The sequence below is a fragment of the Streptomyces sp. NPDC012827 genome, assembly GCF_042900905.1.
GTDB classification, from domain to species: domain Bacteria; phylum Actinomycetota; class Actinomycetes; order Streptomycetales; family Streptomycetaceae; genus Streptomyces; species Streptomyces gulbargensis.
In genome coordinates this window covers 259,587-283,031 of record NZ_JBIBBY010000005.1, presented here as the reverse complement: position 1 = coordinate 283,031, position 23,445 = coordinate 259,587, and the positions used below count along the sequence as shown (strand labels likewise).

Here is a 23,445-nt window from a genome sequence, read left to right as displayed (position 1 = left end):
TGATCCCCCGCGCCCCTCGCCCGGGGCCACCGGATTCCCGCCGTCCCCGGTCAGCCCATGCCGCCTTCCGCCGCGGCGAGTTGGCGGCCCTCGGTGGCCGCCACGAGCGCGGCGAGGGAGGAACGGGCGCCCTGGAGGTTCTCGATCCGGGCGTCGATCTCGTCCAGCCGGGCGACGAGCAGGGGGCTCAGGCACGGCTCGATCTCGGCCTCGCTGCCGCAGACGCAGGCGAGGACCTCGGCGATGACCCGGGTGGGCAGTCCCGCGGCGAGCAGCGCCCGGATGCGGCGGACGACGGCAGGCGCGTCGGAGCCGTACACCCGCTGACCGCCGGGGGTGCGCGCGGAGGCGAGCAGGCCCTGCTCCTCGTAGTAGCGCAGCAGCCGCACGGTGACGCCGGTCTCCCGCGCCAGCTCGCCGATTCTCATCGTCCCCATGTGATCCCCCTCACTTCCCCGCCCGCCGGGCTTGAAGCTCACACCGGTGTCAGCTCCTACCGTTCCCGACATGACGCAGACCGATGACACGACTGACACGACCCGAACCGATGACATGACGATATTCCAGCTCGGCGGCGACCTTCCGGTCCGGCGCGTGGGGTACGGCGCGATGCGGCTGGCCGACGGGCCGGACGATCCGACGGGTCCCGAGGCGCGGATCTGGAGGGCCCCGGCCGACCGGGCGGCCGCGGTGCGGCTGCTGCGGACGGCGGCGGAGGCCGGGGTCACCCTCTTCGACACGGCCGACGCCTACGCCCTCGGCGCGGGCGAGGAGCTGCTGGCCGAGGCGCTCCATCCGTACGGCGACGGGATCGCCGTGGCCACCAAGGTCGGCGTGGTACGCCCCTCCCCCACCGAGTGGGTGCCGCTCGGCCACCCCGCCTATCTGCGCCAGCAGGCGGAGCTGAGCCTGCGCCGGCTGCAAACCGAGCGGATCGACCTCCTCTACCTGCACCGGATCGACGAGCACTACCCGCTCGCCGAGCAGGTCGGCGCCCTGCGCCTCCTCCAGGAGGAGGGCAAGGTGCGGCACATCGGCCTCTCCGAGGTGACGGTGGCTCAGCTGGAGGAGGCGGAGACGGTCGCCCCGGTCGCCGCCGTGCAGAACCTCTACAACCTGGCGGACCGCGGCCACGAGGCGGTGCTCGACCACACGGCCGGGCGCGGGATCGCCTTCGTCCCCTTCTTCCCGATCGCGATGGGCGGCCACGCGGCCCCGGACGGGCCGGTGGCGGCGGTCGCGCGGGAGGTCGGCGCGACCCCGTCCCAGACGGCCCTGGCCTGGCTCCTCCACCGGGCCCCCCACGTCCTGCCGATCCCGGGAACCACCTCGGAGCACCATCTGCGGGAGAACCTGGGCGCGCTCGGCGTCCGTCTCACCCCGGAGCAGTACGCGCGCCTGGACGGCTCCTGAGGGGCCGTAGGCCGCTCCGTCCGGAACCCTCCGGCGCGGGGGTGTGGACGCACCGCGGCGCCCGCCCGGTCCTTGGTCGGGGACGGTGGGCGAGCGCCGCGGTCAGTTCCGCACGTCGTTGTACGGGACGTTCGGGGGGATCCGGCGGGTCAGGCCGTCAGGGCGCGGTCCGTCGGGCGGATCGGGGCCGGCAGGGAGCTGGCGCCGGTCAGGTAGCGGTCCACGCCGCGGGCGGCGGAGCGGCCCTCGGCGATGGCCCAGACGATGAGCGACTGGCCGCGGCCGGCGTCGCCGGCGACGTAGACGCCGTCGACGTTGGTGGCGAAGTCGGCGTCGCGGGCGATGTTGCCGCGCTCGTCCAGCGCCAGGCCGAACTGGGCGACCAGGCCGTTCTCCACGTCGGTGCCGGTGAAGCCCATGGCGAGGGTGACGAGCTGGGCGGGGATCTTCCGCTCGGTGCCCGGCTTCTGGGTGAGCTTGCCGTCCACGAACTCGACCTCGACCAGGTGCAGGAACTGGACGTTGCCGTCCTCGTCCCCCTCGAAGTGGGTGGTGGAGACGGAGTAGACCCGCTCGCCGCCCTCCTCGTGCGCGGAGGTGACCTTGTAGAGCATGGGGAAGGTCGGCCACGGCTGGTGGGCGGCCCGCTCCTCGCCCGGCCGGGGCATGATCTCCAGCTGTGTGACGGAGGCCGCGCCCTGGCGGTGGGCGGTGCCGACGCAGTCCGCGCCGGTGTCGCCGCCGCCGATGACCACGACGTGCTTGCCCTCGGCGGAGATCGGCGAGGCCACGAAGTCGCCCTCGACCACCTTGTTGGCGAGCGGCAGGTACTCCATCGCCTGGTGGATGCCCTTGAGCTCGCGGCCCGGCACGGGCAGGTCGCGGGCGGTGGTGGCACCGGCGGCGACGACGACCGCGTCGAACCGCTTGCGCAGGTCCGTCGCCGTGAGGTCGCGGCCGATCTCGATGCCGGTGCGGAACTTGGTGCCCTCCGCGCGCATCTGCTCGATGCGGCGGTTGATGTGGCGCTTCTCCATCTTGAACTCGGGGATGCCGTACCGCAGCAGGCCGCCGATGCGGTCGGCCCGCTCGTACACGACCACGGTGTGGCCGGCCCGGGTGAGCTGCTGGGCGGCGGCGAGACCCGCGGGGCCGGAGCCGATCACGGCGACGGTCTTGCCCGACAGGCGCTCGGGGATCTGCGGGCGGACGTCGCCGCCGTCCCACGCCTTGTCGATGATGGAGACCTCGACGTTCTTGATGGTGACGGCCGGCTGGTTGATGCCGAGCACGCACGCCGCCTCGCACGGAGCCGGGCACAGGCGGCCGGTGAACTCCGGGAAGTTGTTGGTGGCGTGCAGGCGCTCGGACGCCGCCGACCAGTCCTCGCGGTAGGCGTAGTCGTTCCACTCGGGGATGAGGTTCCCCAGCGGACAGCCGTTGTGGCAGAACGGGATGCCGCAGTCCATGCAGCGGCCGGCCTGCTTGCTGATGATCGGCAGCAGGGAGCCGGGGACGTAGACCTCGTTCCAGTCCTTGACTCGCTCGCCCACCGGCCGGGTCTTGGCGACCTCGCGCCCGGTGGTCAGGAAGCCCTTGGGGTCAGCCATGGGTCGCCGCCTCCATCATCTTCTCGGTGGTCTCGGACTCGGAGAGACCGGCGAGCTCAGCGGCGTCCTTGGCGGCGAGCACTGCCTTGTACGTGGTGGGGATGATCTTGCTGAACCGGGCCGCCGCGGCGTCCCAGTCGGCGAGCAGCTTCTCGGCGACCGTGGAGCCGGTCTCCTCGTGGTGGCGGCGCACGACGTCGTGCAGCCAGGCCTTGTCGGCGTCCGACGGAGCCTCGATTGCGCCCACGTTGCCGGAGTTGACGTTGTCCCGGTCGAGGTCGACGACGTACGCGACGCCACCGGACATGCCGGCCGCGAAGTTGCGGCCCGTCTCGCCGAGGACGACCGCCGTGCCGCCGGTCATGTACTCGCAGCCGTGGTCGCCCACGCCCTCGGAGACGACCAGGGCGCCGGAGTTGCGGACGCAGAAGCGTTCGCCGGTGCGGCCGCGGAGGAAGAGTTCGCCACCGGTGGCTCCGTACGCGATGGTGTTGCCCGCGATGGTGGAGAACTCGGCCAGGTGGTCGGCGCGCCGGTCGGGGCGGACGATCACGCGGCCGCCGGAGAGGCCCTTGCCGACGTAGTCGTTGGCGTCGCCCTCCAGGCGGAGGGTGACTCCGCGCGGCAGGAAGGCGCCGAAGGACTGGCCGGCGGAGCCGGTGAAGGTGATGTCGATGGTGTCGTCGGGCAGGCCCGCGCCGCCGAACCGCTTGGTGACGTGGTGGCCGAGCATGGTGCCGACCGTGCGGTTGATGTTGCGGATGGCGACCTGGGCGCGGACCGGCTGGGCCTCCTCGGCGGAGGGGGCGTTCAGGGCCTCGGCGGCGAGCTGGATCAGCTCGTTGTCGAGGGCCTTCTCCAGGCCGTGGTCCTGCTCGATCAGGGCGTGGCGGACGGCGCCGGCGGGCAGATCGGGCACGTGGAACAGCGGCTCGAGGTCGAGGCCCTGCGCCTTCCAGTGGTGGACGGCGCGGCTGGTGTCGAGCAGCTCGGCGTGGCCGACGGCCTCCTCCAGGGTGCGGAAGCCCAGCTCGGCGAGGAGCTCGCGGACCTCCTCGGCGATGAACTCGAAGAAGTTGACGACGTACTCGGCCTTGCCGGAGAAGCGGTCGCGCAGGACCGGGTTCTGGGTGGCGATGCCGACCGGGCAGGTGTCGAGGTGGCAGACGCGCATCATGACGCAGCCGGAGACGACGAGCGGCGCGGTCGCGAAACCGAACTCCTCGGCGCCGAGCAGCGCGGCGATGACGACGTCGCGGCCGGTCTTGAGCTGGCCGTCGGTCTGGACGACGATCCGGTCGCGCAGACCGTTGAGCAGCAGCGTCTGCTGGGTCTCGGCGAGGCCGAGCTCCCAGGGGCCGCCCGCGTGCTTGAGCGAGGTGAGCGGCGAGGCGCCCGTACCGCCGTCGTGGCCGGAGATGAGCACGACGTCCGCGTGGGCCTTGGAGACACCGGCGGCGACCGTGCCGACGCCGACCTCGGACACCAGCTTCACGTGGATGCGCGCGGCCGGGTTGGCGTTCTTGAGGTCGTGGATCAGCTGGGCCAGATCCTCGATGGAGTAGATGTCGTGGTGCGGCGGCGGCGAGATGAGCCCCACGCCGGGCGTCGAGTGACGCGTCCTGGCGACCCACGGGTAGACCTTGTGGCCGGGCAGCTGGCCGCCCTCGCCGGGCTTGGCGCCCTGCGCCATCTTGATCTGGATGTCGTCGGCGTTCACCAGGTACTCGGAGGTGACGCCGAAGCGGCCGGAGGCGACCTGCTTGATCGCGGAGCGGCGCGCCGGGTCGTACAGGCGGTCCGGGTCCTCGCCGCCCTCACCGGTGTTGGACTTGCCGCCCAGCCGGTTCATGGCGATGGCGAGGGTCTCGTGCGCCTCCTGGGAGATGGAGCCGTACGACATGGCGCCGGTGGAGAAGCGCTTGACGATCTCGGAGACCGGCTCGACCTCGTCGATCGGGATCGAGGGGCGGTCGGAGGAGAAGCCGAAGAGGCCGCGGAGCGTCATGAGCCGCTCGGACTGCTCGTTGACCCGCTCCGTGTACTTCTTGAAGATGTCGTACCGCTTGTTGCGCGTGGCGTGCTGGAGCCGGAAGACCGTCTCGGGGTCGAAGAGGTGCGGCTCGCCCTCGCGGCGCCACTGGTACTCGCCGCCGATGTCCAGCGCGCGGTGCGCGGAGGCGACGCCGGAGACCGGGTACGCCTTGGCGTGGCGGGCCGCGACCTCCTGGGCGATGACGCCGAGGCCGGCGCCGCCGATCTTGGTGGCGGTGCCGTTGAAGTAGGTGGCGACGAACTCCTCGTCGAGGCCGACGGCCTCGAAGACCTGCGCGCCCCGGTAGGAGGCGACGGTGGAGATGCCCATCTTCGACATGACCTTCAGGACGCCCTTGCCGAGGGCGTAGATCAGGTTGCGGATGGCCTGCTCGGGCTCCAGGCCCTCGATGAAGGTGCCGGCGCGGACCAGGTCCTCGACGGTCTCCATGGCGAGGTACGGGTTCACGGCCGCGGCGCCGTAGCCGATGAGCAGGGCCACGTGGTGGACCTCGCGGACGTCGCCGGCCTCGACCAGCAGGCCCACCTTGGTGCGCTGCTTGGTGCGGATGAGGTGGTGGTGGACGGCCGCGGTCAGGAGCAGTGAGGGGATCGGGGCGTGCTCGGCGTCGGAGTGCCGGTCGGAGAGCACGATGAGGCGGGCGCCGCCCTCGATGGCGGTGTCGGCCTCGGCGCAGATCGCCTCGATGCGGGCGGCGAGGGCCTCGCCGCCGCCGGAGACCCGGTAGAGGCCGGAGAGGGTCACGGCCTTCATGCCGGGCATGTCGCCGTCGGCGTTGATGTGGATGAGCTTGGCCAGCTCGTCGTTGTCGATCACCGGGAAGGGCAGGGTGACGCTGCGGCAGGAGGCTGCGGTCGGGTCGAGCAGGTTGCCCTGGGGCCCGAGCGAGGAGCGCAGGCTGGTGACGAGTTCTTCGCGGATGGCGTCCAGCGGCGGGTTGGTGACCTGCGCGAACAGCTGCGTGAAGTAGTCGAAGAGGAGACGGGGCCGCTCGGAGAGGGCCGCGATGGGCGAGTCGGTGCCCATGGAGCCGATCGGCTCGGCGCCGGTGCGGGCCATCGGGGCGAGGATGACGCGCAGCTCCTCCTCCGTGTAGCCGAAGGTCTGCTGGCGGCGGGTGACCGAGGCGTGGGTGTGCACGATGTGCTCGCGCTCGGGGAGGTCGGAGAGTTCGATCTCACCGGTCTCCAGCCACTGCGCGTAGGGCTTCTCGGCGGCGAGGGCGGCCTTGATCTCGTCGTCCTCGATGATGCGGTGCTCGGCGGTGTCGACGAGGAACATCTTGCCGGGCTGGAGGCGGCCCTTGCGGACGACGCGGGCGGGGTCGATGTCGAGGACGCCGACCTCGGAGGAGAGGACGACGAGGCCCTCGTCGGTGACCCAGTAGCGGCCGGGGCGCAGACCGTTGCGGTCGAGGACCGCGCCGACCTGGACGCCGTCGGTGAAGGTGACGCAGGCGGGGCCGTCCCAGGGCTCCATCATCGTGGAGTGGTACTGGTAGAAGGCGCGGCGGGCCGGGTCCATGGAGTCGTGGTTCTCCCACGCCTCGGGGACCATCATCAGGACCGCGTGCGGCAGGGAGCGGCCGCCGAGGTGGAGCAGCTCCAGGACCTCGTCGAAGGAGGCGGAGTCGGAGGCGTCCGGGGTGCAGATCGGGAAGATCCGCTCCAGGGCGCCCTCGCCGAAGACGTCCGAGACGAGCTGGGCCTCGCGGGCGGTCATCCAGTTCCGGTTGCCCTTGACGGTGTTGATCTCACCGTTGTGGGCGACGAAGCGGTACGGGTGGGCGAGCGGCCAGCTCGGGAAGGTGTTGGTGGAGAAGCGGGAGTGGACCAGGGCGACGGCGGAGGCGCAGCGGCGGTCGGAGAGGTCCGGGAAGAAGGGTTCCAGCTGGCCGGTGGTCAGCATGCCCTTGTAGACGAGGGTGCGGGCGGAGAGCGACGGGAAGTAGGTCGCGACCTCGCGCTCGGCGCGCTTGCGCAGGACGAACGCCTTGCGGTCCAGGGCGATGCCGGTGGCCTCGCCGGCGCCGTCCGCGACGAACAGCTGGCGGAAGACCGGCATGGTGGAGCGGGCGGAGGCGCCGAGCAGCTCGGGGGCGACGGGGACCTCGCGCCAGCCGAGGACGGTGAGGCCCTCCTCGGCGGCGATCGTCCCGATCCGCGCGACGGTCTCGTCCGTGCCGTCCTCGGGGAGGAAGGCGATGCCGACGGCGTACGCGCCGGCCTCGGGGAGCTCGAATCCGGCGACCTCGCGGAGGAAGGCGTCGGGGACCTGGAGGAGGATGCCGGCGCCGTCACCGGAGTCGGGCTCCGAGCCGGTGGCGCCGCGGTGCTCGAGGTTGCGCAGTACGGTCAGCGCCTGCTCGACCAGCTCGTGGCTGGCTACACCGGTGAGGGTGGCCACGAACCCGACACCGCAGGCGTCGTGTTCGTTACGGGGGTCGTACATGCCCTGGGGGGCGGGGCGACCGTCCATGGGCGACCAGGCGTCGGAACGCATCGGCTCTCCCGTCGTCGTCGTGGCAAGTGGAGCTGCCGAGGGACGACGTTGGCCCTCCGCGAAATTTCGTGCAGGTTACATGATGGCTGGCTTCTCGCGAAGCGGATAGCTCATTCCAGCATGCGGACACCTCCGACACGGAGCGGTGGTGCGTTCTACCTGTGGGGTGCGGGGGTCGGACGCCCCCGCGGGGGACGGAACGCGGGTCCGGGAAGTGAACCGGTGGGCCCGGCGGGCCGTCGTGAGGGGGTGGGCTTCATTGCCCAAAGACGCTCATGCCTCATTCCCGTGGGACACGGGTTCGAAACCGCCGGGTAATCGGCTACTTATGTGGCGTCCCGCATAGTGTCTCATCGCGACCGGGAATCGGACCAGGGATCTACGTCACAGCCGGAATGCGCCTTTCGGGGTGGAAACAGACCCTGAAATGCCGGAAAGGCCCCTTGCGGGGCCCTGCGGTGATCGGTGAGGGGTACGGAATCCGTCGGCTCAGGGCGGGTCCGGCAGGCCCGGCGGGTGAACCGGAGCGGGTGACCGGCCCGTCGACTCCGCAAGGGCGGGCGCCCGGCGGGTCAGCCCGAGCGGGTGACGCGCCGGGCTCCGCCGCCGGCCGGAAGGCCGGTCTTTCCGGCCGGACCGCCGTCGTCACCGCGCCCGCGCCCACGGCCACGGCCCACGGCCACCGCGGCGAGGACGAGGCCGACCGCCAGGACGACGAGCCCCCTCGTCCACACCTGGGCCTCGATCTGGGTCGCGAGCAGGACGCAGGAGGCGATGCCGAGGACCGGGAGGACGGTCGGGGCCCGGAAGTGGTCCCCGTCGCCCGGGTCCCGGCGCAGCACGAGGACGGCGGTGTTGACGATGAGGAACACGACGAGGAGCAGCAGCACCAGCGTGGACGCCAGGTCGGCGACGCCCCCGGTCAGAGCGAGCAGCATCGCCGCGCCGGTGGTGACCGCGATCGCCACCCAGGGCGTGCCGCGGCGCGGCAGCACCCTGGCCAGCGAGGCCGGCAGCAGCCCGTCCCGCGCCATGCCGTAGGCCAGACGGGACGACATGATGCCGGTGAGCAGCGCGCCGTTGGCGACCGCGACGAGCGCGATGGCGCTGAACAGCCACAGCGGGACCCCGCCCGCCGCCTTGACCACCTCGAGCAGCGGCCCGCTCGACGCCACCAGCTTCTCCGTCGGCACGGCCACCGACGCCGCCACGCCCACCAGCGCGTACACGACGCCCGCCGCGACGAGCGCGCCGAACAGGGCGCGCGGATAGGAGCGGCGGGGGTCGCGCGTCTCCTCCGCGACGTTCACGGACGTCTCGAACCCGACGAAGGAGTAGTACGCCAGCACGGAACCGCTCAGGACGGCCGCCGCGGCACCCTTCTCGGGCGTACCGAGCCGGAGGAGCCGCCCGGGATCCGCGTCACCCCGCAGCAGCAGCCAGCCGCCCAGCGCGACGACGACGAGCAGGCCGCCGACCTCGATGACGGTGGCGACGACGTTGGCCCGGGTGGATTCCTTGATGCCCCGCGCGTTGACCAGCGCGAGGACGATCAGGAACAGGACGGCGACGACCCCGACCGGCAGCGTCACGAACGCCGACAGGTACTCGCCGCCGAAGCCCCGGGCGAGCGCGGCGACCGAGACGATCCCGGCGGTGAGCATGCAGAATCCGGCGACGAATCCGACGAACGGACCGAACGCCCGAGTGGCGTAGTGGGAGGCCCCTCCCGAGCGGGGGTACTTCGTCGCCAGTTCGGCGTAGGAGGCGGCGGTGAGCAGCGCCAGCAGCAGCGCCACGACGAGAGGCACCCATACGGCGCCGCCCGCGTCGGCGGCGACCTGGCCCACCAGGACGTAGACGCCGGCGCCGAGGACGTCCCCGAGGATGAAGAAGAAGAGCAGGGGCGTGGTCAGTGTCTTCTTGAGCCCGCCCTGGGGAGCGCGGTCCGTTTCGCGTGGATTGCCTCTCGACATGTCGATTCGTATCCCCACGCCTCAGTGGTCCACACCTCCTGCCCCCCGGGTGGCCGCCTGCCCCAGGCGTCACAGGAGTGCCCGGGCCTCGGGAATGCGCAGGGCCGGGACACGGCACCGCGCTGCGCGCCCCGGGCGAGGGGCGCACAGCGCGATGCCGAGCGAGGGGCGGCGGCACGGCCCCCGCGAAGCTAGAGCGCGGCTCCGAAGAGCATGCCCAGGCCGTACGTGACGGCGGCCGCGGCCCCGCCGAGCACGAGCTGGCGCAGTCCGCTGAACCACCAGCTGCGGGCGGTGACCCGGGCCACGAGCGCCCCGCAGGCGAAGAGGCCGAGGAGGGCGAGGAGCACCGCCGGCCAGAGCGCGGTCGCCCCGAGGAGGTAGGGCAGCACGGGCAGCAGCGCACCGAGCGCGAAGGAGCCGAAGGACGACACGGCGGCCACCGCCGGCGACGGCAGGTCGTCGGGGTCGATGCCGAGCTCCTCGCGGGCGTGGATCTCCAGCGCCTGCTCGGGGTCCTTCGACAGCTGCATGGCGACCTCGCGGGCGAGGGCGGGCTCGACGCCGCGCGAGACGTAGAGCGCGGCGAGCTCCTCCATCTCGTCCACCGGGTGCTTGCGCAACTGGCGGCGTTCCACGTCGAGTTCGGCCTGCACGAGTTCGCGCTGGGAGGCGACGGAGGTGTACTCGCCCGCCGCCATGGAGAACGCGCCCGCCGCCAGGCCGGCGAGGCCGGTGATCACGATGGTCTGCGACGAGACCGCGCCGCCGGCCACACCGGTCATCAGGGCGAGGTTGGACACGAGTCCGTCCATGGCCCCGAAGACCGCCGGACGCAGCCAACCGCCGTTCACGTCGCGGTGGGTGTGGTTGTCGCGGTGGGCCTCGTGCAGTGGTGCCTGGGCTTCGATGATGGACATGGTTCTCCCCTCGGTTCCGGCGGGCCGGGTCGCACCCGCCGCCCCCAACACCCTCGAAAATACGCGCGATGTAAGGGGCGTGCCAGCAAGGCAGGCCGTACTTAGTAAGGGGCGCCTCACCCGGTGAGCCGTGTTCTGGCGAGGCGTCAGGCGGGTGACAGAGACGTTTCTGCGGCGAGTTCGCGGCCCGGGGTGGCAGAGATCCAGGGATCGGGACACCACCGGCGTCCCACCACCGAGGAAGGGGCGCGAGATGGTGACCACGGCATGCGACACGCGCGAGAGGGCGCGGGGGGCGCTCCTCGGGCTCGCCGTCGGCGACGCGCTCGGCGCGCCCGCCGAGAACCTGCGGCCCTCCGAGATCCGGCGCCGCTGGGGCCGTGTCGAGGGGTTCGTGACGGACCGGCCGGCCGGGACCGACGACACCGAGTACGCCATCTTCTCGGCGCTGCTCCTCGCCCGGCACGGCTCCGCCCTCACGGTGCGGCACGTGGAGGAGGCCTGGCACCACTGGATCGCCGACCTCGACGAGGGCCCCTTCCGCGGGGCCGGGTTCTCCGAGCGCGGCACCCTGGAGAATCTCCGCCGGGGACTCGCCGCGCCGATCTCGGCCCAGCACCGGCACGCCTGGAGCGACGGGCTCGCCATGCGGGCCGCGCCCTTCGGCGTCTTCGCGGCGGGCCGCCCCGAGGAGGCGGCCCGGCTCGTCGCCATCGACGGGAGCGTGAGCCACGAGGGCGAGGGCATCTACGGGGGCCAGGCCGTCGCGGCGGGTGTCGCGGCGGCGATGACGGGCGCGGGCGTGACCCCGGTGATCGCGGCGGCCCTCTCGGTGATCCCCATGGACTCCTGGACCGCCCGCTCACTGCGGCGCGCGGTCGTCGCCGCGCAGCGCGTCCAGCCGGACCCGGCCGTCCGCGAGCGCCAGGTCCGCTCGGCGGTGGTCATCGGCGGCTACCCGTGGACGGACCTCGCCCCGGAGGCGGTGGGTCTCGCCTTCGGTGCCTTCGCGGCGGCTCGCGGCGACTTCCGTACGGCGGTCCTGACGGCCGTCAACATGGGCCGCGACGCCGACACGACGGCGGCCCTGGCGGGCGCCCTGGCCGGCGCGTCGGGCGGGCTGCGCGCCATTCCCGAGGAGTGGGCCTCGGCCATCGGCCCGGTGACGGGCAGCTGCCTCCCCTCGATGCGCGGCCGTCACGTCCTGGACACCGCGGACCTGCTGACCCCGGAGGAGCCCCCCAGATGACCACGCACCCGACGCCCCCCGCACCCCCGGCGCCCACCCCGGACGAAGCCCCACGCCCGAACACCCCGACCCCGGCCGCCACCGCCCCGGACACCCGCGACGCGCACCCCGCCACCCCGACCACCGGGGACGAAGCCCCGTACCCGGCCCCGCCCCGGGCCGCCACCGCCCCGGACACGCGCGCCGCGGACACCCCGGCACCGGCCACCGCCCCGGACGCGCCCGTCGCGCACCCCGGCACCCCGACCCCCACCGCTCTGGGCGCACGCCCAGGCCCGGCGGGCCCCGCACCGGCGACCACCGCTGCGGACACGCGTCGCCCGGCCCCCGGCACCCCCGCCGCTGTGGGCACGCGTCCCGCGGGGCGGGACGGGTGGGCACAGCCCCCGGTGCCGGGCACCGGCTCCCTCCCCGGCGCCCACGAGCACCCGGCGGCGCCCCCGGAACGGACCGCGCGGAACGGGACCCCGGACGGCACCGCCCGCCAGGCCACCCGGAATCCGGCCACCCCCGTACGTACCGCGCAGATCACCCGGCACTCCGCCACCCCCGGCCACCGGCCGGCCCCGCCGCTCTCCCGGCACGGGAGGATCGAGGGCCTGCTCCTCGGCATCGCGGCGGGCGACGCCGCCGGCTGGCCCGCCGCCCGCCACCGCGCCGCCCGGATGCCGGAGTGGACCCGCCGCCTGACCCGCGAGCTCGACACCTTCGCGGAGCAGAACGCGACGACCACCCTGCCCGTCCCCCTCGCCCTCAACCAGCCGCCCGAACCCCTCCGTCTCGGCCCCTCCGACGACGCCGAATGGGCGGTCTTCACCGCCGAGTCGGTCCTCGCCGCCGCCGGCCCGGCGTTCGCCGCGCTCCCCCCGGAGCGCCGGCTCCGCGCCGCCGTCGACCGGGCGTGGAACGCCCTCGCGGCCCAGGTCTCCGCCGCCGCGGCCCGCGCGCCGGAGGTCGAGTCCGCCGTCCTCCCGCTGCGCGCCCGGATCTCGGTCCGGGCGGGTCTCGGCAACCTCGCCACCGGTCTGCGCCCGCCCGCGACCGGCCACGACAACCCGCACCACTTCGACGACGCCGCCTGTGTCCGCGCCGCCGTCCTCGCCGCCGTCCACCCGGGCGATCCGCGCGCCGCCGCCGCGCTGGCCGAGTTCGACGCCCGGTACACCCAGGACGGCGACGGCGTGCACGGCGCCCGGGCGACGGCGGCGGCCGTGGCGGCGGCGCTCGGCGGGGCGGCGGCGGACGAGGCCGTCGCGGCGGCCCTCGCGGAGCTGCCCCACGCCACGGAGATCGGCCGCAACGCCCGGCACGCCCTGGCCCTCGCGGCGACCGTCGACTCGGCCTTCGCGCTGGTCCCGCTCCTGGAGCACCAGATCGTGGACCACGTCTACAGCTACGGCATCGCCGCCGCCGAGACCGTCCCCGTCGCGCTGGCCCTGGTGACCGCCGCACGGGGCGAGCTGGCGGCCGCCGTCCCGGCCGCCGCCTGCCTGTCCCGGGTCGCGGACTCGGCCCCGGCGCTCGTGGGCGCGCTCACCGGCGCGCTGGGCGGCGGCCGTTCGGTGCCGGGGACGTGGCGGGAGGCCTGCCGGACGCTGGCGGGCTGTGCGCTGCCCCGCCTGGCGGGGGCGGACCTGGTGGAACTCGCCGGACTGCTGGGAGCCACGGAACCGGCCCTCCCAGGGGGACAATCCCGGCATGACACCCACACTGGATGACCGGATCACCGGCAGTCTCCTCGGCGCCGCCGTCGGCGACGCGCTCGGTGGTCCCGTCGAGGGGTACACCCCCGCCCAGATCCTGGAACGCCACGGCGGGCGCGTCACGGGCATCGTCGGTCCGTGGCACGGCGACGAGTGGCGCACCGCCCGGCCCGTCGCCCCGTACCACAAGGGCGACGGGCACGTCACCGACGACACCTTGATGACCCACGCCCTGATCCGCGTCTACGCCAAGGTCCGCGACCATCTCGACGCGTACGCGGTCGCGGACCATCTCGTCCCGGAACTCATGGGTACGCCCGTCTGGATCCCGGAGCTGGAGGCCGAGGCGCTCCCGCTCCAGCGGATCTTCCTCGCCGAGAAGTGGATCGTCACCCGCCTCCACTACGGCCATGCCGACCCGCGCGAGGCGGGCACCGGAAACATCGTCAACTGCGGTGCCGCGATGTACATGGCGCCGGTCGGCCTGGTCAACGCCGCCCACCCGGCCGCCGCGTACGCCGAGGCCCTGGACGTGGCCGGTGCGCACCAGTCCTCGTACGGCCGGGAGGCGGCGGGCGTCTTCGCGGCGGCGGTCGCGGCGGCCTGCGCGCCGGGGGCCACGCCCCGCACCGTCGTGGAGACGGCGCTGTCGCTCGCGAAGGACGGCACCCGGGCGGCGATCGAGGCGGTCGCCGAGGCCGCGGACCGCCACCGGGACTTCGAGTCGGCACTCGCCGCGCTGCGGGCGGCGGTCGCTCCCTTCGACTCGGTGGGCCCCGACTACCGCTCTCCCTCGCTCGGTGCCCGCCGCCCCTCCCGGCTGCACGCGATCGAGGAGCTGCCGATCGCCCTCGGCATGCTCCTGGTCGGGGAGGGCGACTACCGCCGTACGGTGCTCGGCGCGGTCAACTACGGCCGTGACTGCGACTCGATCGCCACGATGGCGGGGGCGATCGTGGGCGCCCTGCACGGTGAGCCGGCCGTGCCCGCCGACTGGGCGAAGGAGGTGGCGGAGGCGAGCCGCCTCGACCTGCACGCCCCGGCGGCGGCCCTGGCGGCCGTGGCCCATGAGGTCTTCGCCCGCGACCTGGCCCGCCGCCGCGCGCACGAGGCGGCGTACGCGGAGCTGACGGGCGCCCCGCGGTGACCACCCCGCCCCCCGGAGCACCCGCCGCCCCACCCGGACCGGCCACCCCCGGCGCGGCCCCCGGAGCTCCGGCCGCCGGCTCCGGTGCCGGTGTCCCTCGCCGCGCACCCGAGGTCACCGCCTCCGCCGATACGTTCCCGGGCGCGGGCCCGGCGACGGCGGCGGCCGAGCCGCCGGCTCTCCTGCGCCTGACGTGGGTGCAGCCGGAGGACCTCGTGGGGCACGAGCTGCGGCAGGCGGCCGAGGAGGGGCGGGACGTCCGGGTGTTCGCCGCGCGCTGGGCCGCGGCCGGTGGTGAGCCCGCGCCCGCCACCGCCGGCGCCTCGCCCGTCCCCCGGCCGCACCTGCGCGCGCCGGCCGGGGAACTGCTCGACGCCCTGGCCGCGCTGCCCTCACCGCTCGCCGCCGACGAACCCGACCGCCTCGACGCGATCCTGCCGGACCGCCCCGCCGGCCGGGCGGCCACCGCGACCGCCCCCGGCCTCCGGGCCCGGCTGCACGCGGCCTGGCTCGGCCGGGCCGCCGGGTGCCTGCTCGGCAAGCCCGTCGAGAAGCTGCCGCTGCCCGCCCTCCGCGCCCTGGCCCGCGCCGGCGGCAACTGGCCGCTCGACGGCTGGTTCACGGCCCGCGGCGTCCCCGCCGCACTCCTCGCCGCGCACCCCTGGAACCGCCGCTCGGCCGGCACCTCCCTCGCCGAGAACATCGACGGGATGCCCGAGGACGACGACCTCAACTACCCCCTGCTCAACCTGCTGCTCCTCCAGCGGTACGGCCGGGGGTTCACCACCGCCGATGTCGCCCGTCTCTGGCTGGACGAATTGCCCGCCGGCCGCGCCTTCACGGCCGAGCGGATCGCCTACCGCAATCTCCTCGACGGCGTCGAACCCCCGCTGACCGCCGTCCACCGCAACCCCTTCCGCGAGTGGATCGGGGCCCAGATCCGGGCCGATGTGCACGGCTGGACCCACCCCGGCGACCCGGAGGCCGCCGCCGCGCAGGCGTACCGGGACGCGGTGCTCACCCACACCGCCAACGGTGTGTACGGCGCGATGTTCGTCGCCGGCACGGTGGCCGCCGCCGCCTCCGGCACGGGCGACGTGCACCAGGCCCTCGCCGCCGGTCTCGGCGTGGTTCCGCCGCGCTCCCGCCTGGCCCGCGCGGTCCGCCTCGGCATCGCGACGGCCCGTGCCACCGCCTGCTTCGACACGGTCGTCGACCAGTTGCACGCCGCTCTCGGCGGGTACCACTGGGTGCATGCCGTCCCGAACGCCGCCCTGCTCGCCGCCGCGCTCACCCACGCCGACGGCGACTTCTCGCGCTCGATCTGCGCGGCGGTCTCCGGCGGCTGGGACACCGACTCCAACGGCGCGACCGCCGGCTCCGTCGCCGGTCTGCTGGCCGGACACCCCGACCGGCTTCCCGCCCGCTGGACCTCCCCCCTCAAGAACCGGCTCTCGACCTCGGTCGCGGGCTTCGACGGCATCGGCTTCGACGCCCTGGCCGAACTGACCCACCTGGAGGCAACACGCCCATGACCAGCATCGTCGTACTCGGCAGCACCAACATGGACCTCGTCGCGTACGTCCCGAGGGCCCCGGCCCGCGGCGAGACCGTCACCGGCCGCGCGTTCCGTACGATCCCCGGCGGCAAGGGCGCCAACCAGGCCGTCGCCGCCGCCCGGGCGGGCGCCGAGGTCGCGATGATCGGGGCGGTCGGCGCGGACGACTTCGGGGCCCGTCTCCGGGCCAATCTGGAGCACTGCGCGGTCGACACCGACCTGGTGCGCACCACCGACGGTCCCTCGGGAACCGCCCACATCGTCGTGGACGACGAGGGCGGCAACGCGATCGTCGTCGTCCCCGGGGCCAACGCCACCGTCACCTCCCTCACCCACGGCGACGAGGCGCTGATCGGCACCGCCGACGCCCTGCTGCTCCAGCTCGAACTCCCCCTCTCCGTCGTCGCGGAGGGCGCGAGCACCGCCCGCCGGCTCGGCGTCCGCACCGTCCTCACCCCCTCCCCCGCCCAGGCCCTGCCCCCCGAACTCCTCGCGACGACCGACCTGTTGGTGCCCAACGAGCACGAGGCCACCGCGCTCACCGGTCTCTCCGACCCCGTCGCCGCCGCCCGGGCCCTGCTGCGGGACGTGCCCGAGGTGGTCGTCACCCTCGGCGCCTCGGGCTGTCTCTACGCGGCGCGCGGCGCCGAGCCCGTCACCGTGCCCGCCCCACGGGTCCGGGCCGTGGACACCACCGCCGCCGGTGACACCTTCGTCGGCGCCCTCGCGGTCGCCCTCGGCGAGGGCCGTCCCGTCCCCGAGGCGCTGGCGTGGAGCCAGGCCGCCGCCGCGCTCTCCGTCCGGCGCGAGGGAGCGTCGACGTCGATGCCGTACCGGGCGGAGATCGAGGCGGCGTTCCTCTCCCCCGACTCCCTGGAGGCCGACCCCGTATGACCGCCGCCACGCCCACCCCCGCCCCCGCTCCTCCGCCCACCCCGCGCGCTCCCCTGCACGGGCTGCGCGTCCTCGACCTCGCGACCCTCTTCGCCGGGCCGCTCGCGGCCACGATGCTGGGCGACTTCGGCGCCGACGTCGTCAAGGTCGAGCACCCGCGCACGCCCGATCCCTCCCGGGGCCACGGTCCCGCCAAGGACGGGGTGGGCCTGTGGTGGAAGGTCCTCGGCCGCAACAAGCGGACGATCACCCTCGATCTGTCGAGCCCCGGCGGCCGGGACACGCTGCTGCGGCTCGCCGCCGACGCCGACGTGATCGTGGAGAACTTCCGGCCCGGCACGCTGGAACGCTGGGGCCTGGGCTGGGAGGAGCTCTCCGCCGCCAATCCCCGGCTGGTCCTCGCCCGGGTCACCGGCTTCGGCCAGTTCGGCCCGTACGCCCACCGCCCCGGCTTCGGCACCCTCGCCGAGGCGATGAGCGGCTTCGCCGCCCTCACCGGCGAGCCCGACGGCCCGCCCACCCTGCCCCCCTTCGGCCTGGCCGACTCGATCGCCGCCCTCGCCACCGCGTACGCGGTGATGACCGCGCTCACGGCCAGGACGGCCACCGGGCGCGGCCAGGTCGTCGACATGGCGATCATCGAACCGATGCTCTCCGTCATCGGGCCCCACTCCCTCTGGTACGACCAGCTCGGGTACGTCCAGCCCCGGACCGGCAACCGCTCCCGCAACAACGCCCCGCGCAACACCTACCGGACCGCCGACGGCTCCTGGGTCGCCGTCTCGACCTCCGCCCGGTCCATCGCCGAGCGGGTGCTGCGTCTGGTCGGCCGGCCCGAACTGGTCGACGAGCCCTGGTTCGCCGACGGCACCGGCCGGGCCGCGCACGCGGACGAGCTGGACGAGGCGGTCGGCGCCTGGATCGCCCGCCGCACCCGGGACGAGGCCCTGGCGGCCTTCGAGAAGGCTGAGGCCGCCATCGCGCCCGTCCACGACGTGCGGGACGTCGTGGAGGACCCGCAGTACCGGGCGCTCGGCACCTTCACCGAGGTCGAGGATCCCGAACTGGGCACGATCCGCATGCAGAACGTCCTCTTCCGGCTGTCCGAGACCCCCGGCGCGATCCGCTGGCCGGGCCGCCCCCACGGCGCGGACACCGCCGACGTCCTCGCCGAACTCGGCCTCCCCCCTGCCGAGATCGGCGCCCTGCGCGACCAGGGAGCGGTATGAGCGGCACGGTCCGCACCCCCGGCACGGGCCGCGCCGCGGACCCGGGCGGGACGGTGACGGATTGCGCCCGCACACCGCTGACCTGGCTGTACGCCCCCGGTGACCGGCCCGCCGTGGTGGCCAAGGCCCTGGTCTCCGGCGCGGACGTGGTGATCGTGGACCTGGAGGACGCGGTGGCCCCGCACCGCAAGGCGTACGCCCTGGACGCCACGGCGGATCTGCTCGCCGACGTCCCTCCCGTACCGGTCCACGTCCGCGTCCACTCCCCGCACGACATCTCCACGCTGGCCTCCCTTCCCGGCCTCGGCGGTCTGCGTCTTCCCAAGGTGACACACGCCACTGACATCCACCGGGTCGCGGAGCTCGCCCCCGGAGTCCCGCTCCACGCGCTCCTGGAGAGCGCCCTGGCCGTGGAGCACGCCCACGCCATCGCCTCGGCGCATCCCGCCGTCCACGGCGTGGCCCTCGGTGAGGCGGACCTCCGCGCGGACCTGGGCGTGCGGGAGGACCGCGGACTCGACTGGTCGCGCGGCCGTCTCGTGGTCGCCGCCCGCGCGGCGGGCCTGCCGCCGCCGGCGCAGTCGGTCCACCCGGACGTCGGTGACCTGGCGGGCCTCGCCGCCGGCTGCGCCCGGGGCCGCGCCCTGGGCTTCCTCGGCCGGGCGGCGATCCACCCGCGTCAGCTGCCGGTGATCGAGCGGGTCTACCTGCCCACCCCGGACGAGGTCGACGCGGCGCGGGAGGTCGTCGAGGCCGCGGCCGCCGAGCACGGGGCCCAGGCCTTGGCGGACGGCCGTTTCGTGGACGCGGCCGTGGTGGCGGTCGCCCGCCGGGTCCTCGCACTGGCCGCCCGCACGGCCTGAGCCCTGGGGCCGGGACGGCAAAAGGCCGCCGGGACCTGTCGGTCCCGGCGGCCCTCGGCGACGGCGGATCAGCTCTTGGCCGCCGATCCGGCGCCCTCGGCACCCTTGCCCGCGCCCTCGGGAGCGTCCTTCCCGGTGTCCCCGGCAGGCGCGTCCGGCGCGTCGTCCTCCTGGTCCTGCTCCCGCTCCCCGTCCTCCGCGCCGGCCGTCTCCTCGGCGGCCTTGGCGGCGGCGGCCCGGGGCTCCACGACCTCCTCGCGTCCGGGGCGGACCCGGGCCGAGACGACCATGTACACCACGGCCAGCAGGAACACGACGATCGCGGTCCACACGTTCAGGCGCAGGCCGAGCACGTGGTGCGCCTCGTCCACCCGCATGTACTCGATCCAGCCCCGGCCGGCGCAGTAGGCGGCGACGTACAGGGCGAAGGCCCGTCCGTGGCCGAGCCGGAAGCGGCGGTCGGCCCAGACGACCAGCAGCGCCACGCCGACGCACCACAGCGACTCGTACAGGAAGGTGGGATGGTAGTAGCCGGCCTCGCGGTTGGCGCTCTCGGTGATCTTCAACGCCCACGGCAGGTCGGTCCGCCGGCCGTACAGCTCCTGGTTGAACCAGTTGCCCCAGCGGCCGATGGCCTGGGCGAGGGCGATGCCGGGCGCGATGGCGTCGGCGTACGCGGGGAGCGGGATGCCCCGCCGGCGGCAGCCGATCCAGGCGCCCACCGCGCCGAGCGCGATGGCGCCCCAGATACCGAGGCCGCCTTCCCAGATCTTGAGGGCGTCGACCCAGTTCTCACCCTCGCTGAAGTACAGCTGGTAGTCGGTGATCACGTGGTAGAGGCGTCCGCCGACGAGGCCGAAGGGCACCGCCCAGACGGCGATGTCGGCCACGGTGCCGGCGGTGCCGCCCCGGGCGATCCAGCGCTTGTTGCCGTACCAGACGGCGACGAAGACACCGATGATGATGCAGAAGGCGTAGCCGCGCAGCGGGATCGGTCCGAGGTTGATCACGCCGGTCGACGGGCTGGGAATGTAGGCAAGGTCCATGGCAGCTCCGACGCTACCCTGCCGGGCGGGCGGGACGGCAGCCCACCCGGCAACGTCTGCGTAACTAACCGGCCGGGAAGGTCAGCCCGCCGACGGGGAGGCCGTGCCCGGCTTCTTGCCCTTGTTGGCCTCGGCGACCCACTTCTTCAGGTTCTCCTTGGAGATCTGCTCGCTCCCCTTGGTCGGGAAGATCGCCTCTCCGTTGAGGAGGACGGACGGGGTGCCCCGGAAGCTGCCCTTCTTGAAGGCCTCGTGGGACGCGGCCACCCAGCCGTCGTGCGTGCCGTTCTCGACGCAGGAGCGGAAGTCGGGGGTGTCGAGCCCGGGCACCTTGGCCGCCAGCTCGATCAGCTTGGCGTTCTTGGCGAAGGCGTCGTCGGGCTCCGGCGGCTGGTTGATGTAGAGCGTGTCGTGGTACGGGGTGAACTTCCCGGCGTCCTGGGCGCAGGCCGCCGCGTTCGCCGCGCGCAGGGAGCCGCTGCCGCCCATGTTGCCGTCGATGAGGGTGGCGAGGTGGTACTCGGTCTTGAGCGCTCCGGAGGCCTCCAGCTCGTGGATGGTGTCCCGGAAGGCGTTCTCGAAGGCGGCGCAGGCCGGGCAGCGGAAGTCCTCCCAGATCGCGAGGGTGGAGGGGGCGTCCGGCCGGCCCGTGACGATGGCCGGTTTCTCGCCGTCGAGGGCGCCGCTGGGGGCGACGACGGGGCCCGCCTTGTCGGAGCCGCCGTCCTTGTCCCCGCCGGCGGCGATCACTCCGACGACCGCGGCGAGGCCCAGGACGCCGACCACCGCCGCGGACACGATCAGGACGCGCCGCTGCTTCTCACGCGCCTTCTCTCGCTCGCGCTGCTCCTTGAGGCGCTCGCGCGCGCTCCCGTTCCTACCGTCAGGGTTCTTCTCGCTCACGCCCCACGCAACGAACCGGGGAGGCACAACCGCGCCTCCCCGGTCCGAGTTCCACCCGAACGGGTTACGAATCCCGGCGGACGCCCCGCGCGAGTTCGCCCGCCAGTTCCCTTACGGCGGTGAGACCGGCGGCCTCGTCGCCGGCGGCGTCGAGGATCCGCTGGACGAAGGCGGACCCGACGATGACGCCGTCGGCGAAGCCGGCGACCTCCTTGGCCTGTTCGGCGTTGGAGACGCCGAGGCCGACGCAGACGGGCAGCCGGCCGGAGCGGTCGGCGGCGCGGGTGCGGCGGACCAGGTCGGCGGCCTGCTCGCCGACCGAGGCGCGCGTGCCGGTGACGCCCATGAGGGAGGCCGCGTAGACGAAGCCGGAGCCGGCCTCGGTGATGGTGCCGAGCCGCTCGTCCCGGCTGCTGGGGGCGACGACGAAGACGGTGGCGAGACCGTGCTTGTCGGCGTGTTCGCGCCAGAGCGCGGACTCCTGGACCGGCAGGTCGGGCAGGATGCAGCCGGCGCCGCCGGCCTCGGCGAGCTCCTCGGTGAAGCGCTCGACGCCGTAGCGGTCGATCGGGTTCCAGTAGGTCATGACGAGGACCGGCTTGCCGGTGGCCTCGTGGGCCTCCTTCACCGTCCGCATGACGTCGGCGATCCTGACGCCGCCGCGCAGGGCGATGTCGTCGGCGGTCTGGATGACCGGGCCGTCGAGAACCGGGTCGCTGTGCGGCAGGCCGACCTCGACCACGTCGGCGCCGCCGTCGAAGACGGCCTTGATCGCGGCGATGCCGCCGTCGACCGTGGGGAAGCCCGCCGGGAGGTAGGCGATGAGCGCGGCCCGGTTCTCGGCCTTCGCCGCGGCGAGGGTGTCGCCGAGCAGCTGGATGTTGCCGGTCACTTCGCGTCCCCCTCGATCTCGGCGGTGCCGGCGGCGTCGGCCGCCACCTCGGCGTCGGTGTCGTACAGCCCGAAGTAGCGGGCCGCGGTGTCCATGTCCTTGTCGCCGCGTCCGGAGAGGTTGACGACGAGCAGGCCGTCCGGGCCGAGCTCGCGGCCGACCTCCAGGGCCCCGGCGAGGGCGTGCGCCGACTCGATGGCCGGGATGATGCCCTCCGTGCGGGAGAGCAGGCGCAACGCCTCCATGGCGGCGGCGTCGGTGACGGCCCGGTACTCACCGCGGCCGCTGTCCTTCAGGTACGCGTGCTCGGGACCGATGCCGGGGTAGTCGAGGCCGGCGGAGATCGAGTACGGCTCGGTGATCTGGCCCTCGTCGTCCTGGAGGACGTACGACCGGGAGCCGTGCAGGATGCCGGGCTCGCCCGCGGTGAGGGTGGCGGCGTGCTCGCCGGTCTCGACGCCGTGGCCGGCCGGTTCGCAGCCGATCAGCCGGACGGCGGCGTCCGGGACGAAGGCGTGGAAGAGGCCGATGGCGTTGGAGCCGCCGCCGACGCAGGCGACGGCCGCGTCGGGCAGGCGTCCGGCGCGCTCCAGGATCTGGCGGCGGGCCTCGACGCCGATGACCCGGTGGAAGTCGCGGACCATGGCCGGGAAGGGGTGCGGTCCGGCGACGGTGCCGAAGAGGTAGTGGGTGCGGTCGACGTTGGCGACCCAGTCCCGGAACGCCTCGTTGATGGCGTCCTTGAGGGTGCGGCTGCCGGACTTCACGGCCACGACCTCGGCGCCGAGCATGCGCATCCGGGCGACGTTGAGCGCCTGCCGCTGGGTGTCGATCTCGCCCATGTAGATGGTGCACTCGAGGCCGAAGAGGGCGCAGGCGGTGGCGGTGGCGACGCCGTGCTGTCCGGCGCCGGTCTCGGCGATGACCCGGGTCTTGCCCATGCGGCGGGTGAGCAGGGCCTGGCCGAGCACGTTGTTGATCTTGTGCGAGCCGGTGTGGTTGAGGTCCTCGCGCTTGAGGAAGATCCGGGCGCCGCCGGCGTGTTCGGCGAAGCGGGGGACCTCGGTGAGGGCGCTGGGGCGGCCGGTGTAGTGGACCATGAGGTCGCCGAGCTCGCGGGCGAACTCGGGGTCGGCCTTGGCCTTCTCGTACTCGACGGCCACCTCGTCGACGGCGGCGACGAGGGCCTCGGGGATGAACTTGCCCCCGTAGGCGCCGAAGTAGCCCTCGGGGGACGGGACCTGACCGTCGGGGTCGGGAATGAAGAACTCGCTGGACATGCGGTTGCTCCTCGCGGGGCGGATGCCCCGGGTACGTGTGCGGTTGAGTTCACGGCATGCGCGCGTCGCACTCACGTCAGGGGCCGTCGCGGGCACCTGTTCCTCCCCGGCACTGGGGGCGGAACGGGTGGGTACGGCGGACGGCGCCCCGTGCGCGGCGCCCGGGTGGTGCGGCCGGGGCACGGGGAGGGGAGCGACCCGCGG

At 74.1% G+C, this 23,445-nt stretch carries 17 protein-coding genes; 8 read left to right on the top strand and 9 right to left on the bottom strand.

Annotation, left to right across the window (positions count from 1 at the left end; genetic code table 11):
• Positions 1–50: 50 nt before the first annotated feature.
• Positions 51–437, bottom strand: coding sequence for a MerR family transcriptional regulator (locus tag ACFY60_RS13600; protein ID WP_388611393.1), 387 nt, complete (start codon positions 435–437; stop codon positions 51–53).
• Positions 438–552: 115 nt separating this feature from the next.
• Here ACFY60_RS13600 and ACFY60_RS13595 point away from each other — a divergent pair, with 115 nt between their 5' ends.
• Positions 553–1,413: an aldo/keto reductase gene (locus tag ACFY60_RS13595; RefSeq protein ID WP_389458252.1), complete on the top strand. Its 861-nt coding sequence runs from the start codon at positions 553–555 to the stop codon at positions 1,411–1,413.
• A gap of 149 nt (positions 1,414–1,562) precedes the next feature.
• Here ACFY60_RS13595 and ACFY60_RS13590 read toward each other — a convergent pair whose 3' ends face one another.
• The 4 genes from ACFY60_RS13590 to ACFY60_RS13575 form a co-directional block, all read right to left on the bottom strand.
• Positions 1,563–3,023, bottom strand: coding sequence for a glutamate synthase subunit beta (locus ACFY60_RS13590; RefSeq protein WP_388611389.1), 1,461 nt, complete (start codon positions 3,021–3,023; stop codon positions 1,563–1,565).
• Entirely contained in the window at positions 3,016–7,581 is a 4,566-nt protein-coding gene (gene gltB, locus ACFY60_RS13585; RefSeq protein ID WP_388611388.1) for a glutamate synthase large subunit, read from the bottom strand. Before gltB ends, ACFY60_RS13590 begins: the two co-directional genes overlap by 8 nt.
• Before the next feature lie 572 nt (positions 7,582–8,153).
• Positions 8,154–9,557, bottom strand: a complete 1,404-nt coding sequence (locus ACFY60_RS13580; protein WP_388611386.1) for an APC family permease — start codon at positions 9,555–9,557, stop codon at positions 8,154–8,156.
• 191 nt (positions 9,558–9,748) lie between these two features.
• On the bottom strand, positions 9,749–10,477 hold the full coding sequence (locus ACFY60_RS13575; protein ID WP_309051431.1) for a VIT1/CCC1 transporter family protein: 729 nt from the start codon (positions 10,475–10,477) through the stop codon (positions 9,749–9,751).
• A 253-nt stretch (positions 10,478–10,730) separates the two neighbouring features.
• Here ACFY60_RS13575 and ACFY60_RS13570 point away from each other — a divergent pair, with 253 nt between their 5' ends.
• From ACFY60_RS13570 to ACFY60_RS13540, 7 genes are all read left to right on the top strand, one after another.
• On the top strand, positions 10,731–11,726 hold the full coding sequence (locus tag ACFY60_RS13570; protein WP_388611384.1) for an ADP-ribosylglycohydrolase family protein: 996 nt from the start codon (positions 10,731–10,733) through the stop codon (positions 11,724–11,726).
• Between the two features lie 527 nt (positions 11,727–12,253).
• Entirely contained in the window at positions 12,254–13,444 is a 1,191-nt protein-coding gene (locus ACFY60_RS13565) for an ADP-ribosylglycohydrolase family protein (RefSeq protein WP_388611736.1), read from the top strand.
• Positions 13,425–14,576 carry an ADP-ribosylglycohydrolase family protein gene (locus ACFY60_RS13560; RefSeq protein WP_388611383.1) on the top strand — a complete coding sequence of 384 codons (1,152 nt, stop codon included), beginning with the start codon at positions 13,425–13,427 and terminating at the stop codon, positions 14,574–14,576. Before ACFY60_RS13565 ends, ACFY60_RS13560 begins: the two co-directional genes overlap by 20 nt.
• 182 nt (positions 14,577–14,758) lie before the next feature.
• Positions 14,759–16,111 carry an ADP-ribosylglycohydrolase family protein gene (locus tag ACFY60_RS13555; protein WP_388611734.1) on the top strand — a complete coding sequence of 451 codons (1,353 nt, stop codon included), beginning with the start codon at positions 14,759–14,761 and terminating at the stop codon, positions 16,109–16,111.
• Positions 16,108–17,028, top strand: coding sequence for a ribokinase (gene rbsK / locus ACFY60_RS13550; RefSeq protein WP_388611381.1), 921 nt, complete (start codon positions 16,108–16,110; stop codon positions 17,026–17,028). Before ACFY60_RS13555 ends, rbsK begins: the two co-directional genes overlap by 4 nt.
• On the top strand, positions 17,025–18,257 hold the full coding sequence (locus tag ACFY60_RS13545) for a CaiB/BaiF CoA transferase family protein (protein WP_388611379.1): 1,233 nt from the start codon (positions 17,025–17,027) through the stop codon (positions 18,255–18,257). Before rbsK ends, ACFY60_RS13545 begins: the two co-directional genes overlap by 4 nt.
• Positions 18,254–19,120: an HpcH/HpaI aldolase/citrate lyase family protein gene (locus ACFY60_RS13540; protein ID WP_388611377.1), complete on the top strand. Its 867-nt coding sequence runs from the start codon at positions 18,254–18,256 to the stop codon at positions 19,118–19,120. The genes ACFY60_RS13545 and ACFY60_RS13540 overlap by 4 nt, the downstream gene beginning before the upstream one ends.
• Positions 19,121–19,188: 68 nt before the next feature.
• Here the strand turns inward: ACFY60_RS13540 and lgt are convergent, their stop codons facing one another.
• From lgt to trpB, 4 genes are all read right to left on the bottom strand, one after another.
• Positions 19,189–20,166: a prolipoprotein diacylglyceryl transferase gene (gene lgt / locus ACFY60_RS13535; RefSeq protein ID WP_388611375.1), complete on the bottom strand. Its 978-nt coding sequence runs from the start codon at positions 20,164–20,166 to the stop codon at positions 19,189–19,191.
• Between the two features lie 81 nt (positions 20,167–20,247).
• Complete coding sequence (locus tag ACFY60_RS13530) at positions 20,248–21,069, bottom strand: DsbA family protein (protein ID WP_388611373.1); 822 nt, start codon at positions 21,067–21,069, stop codon at positions 20,248–20,250.
• 64 nt (positions 21,070–21,133) lie between these two features.
• Complete coding sequence (trpA, locus tag ACFY60_RS13525) at positions 21,134–21,961, bottom strand: tryptophan synthase subunit alpha (protein ID WP_388611371.1); 828 nt, start codon at positions 21,959–21,961, stop codon at positions 21,134–21,136.
• On the bottom strand, positions 21,958–23,241 hold the full coding sequence (gene trpB / locus ACFY60_RS13520) for a tryptophan synthase subunit beta (protein ID WP_388611369.1): 1,284 nt from the start codon (positions 23,239–23,241) through the stop codon (positions 21,958–21,960). The genes trpA and trpB overlap by 4 nt, the downstream gene beginning before the upstream one ends.
• Between the last annotated feature and the right edge of the window lie 204 nt (positions 23,242–23,445).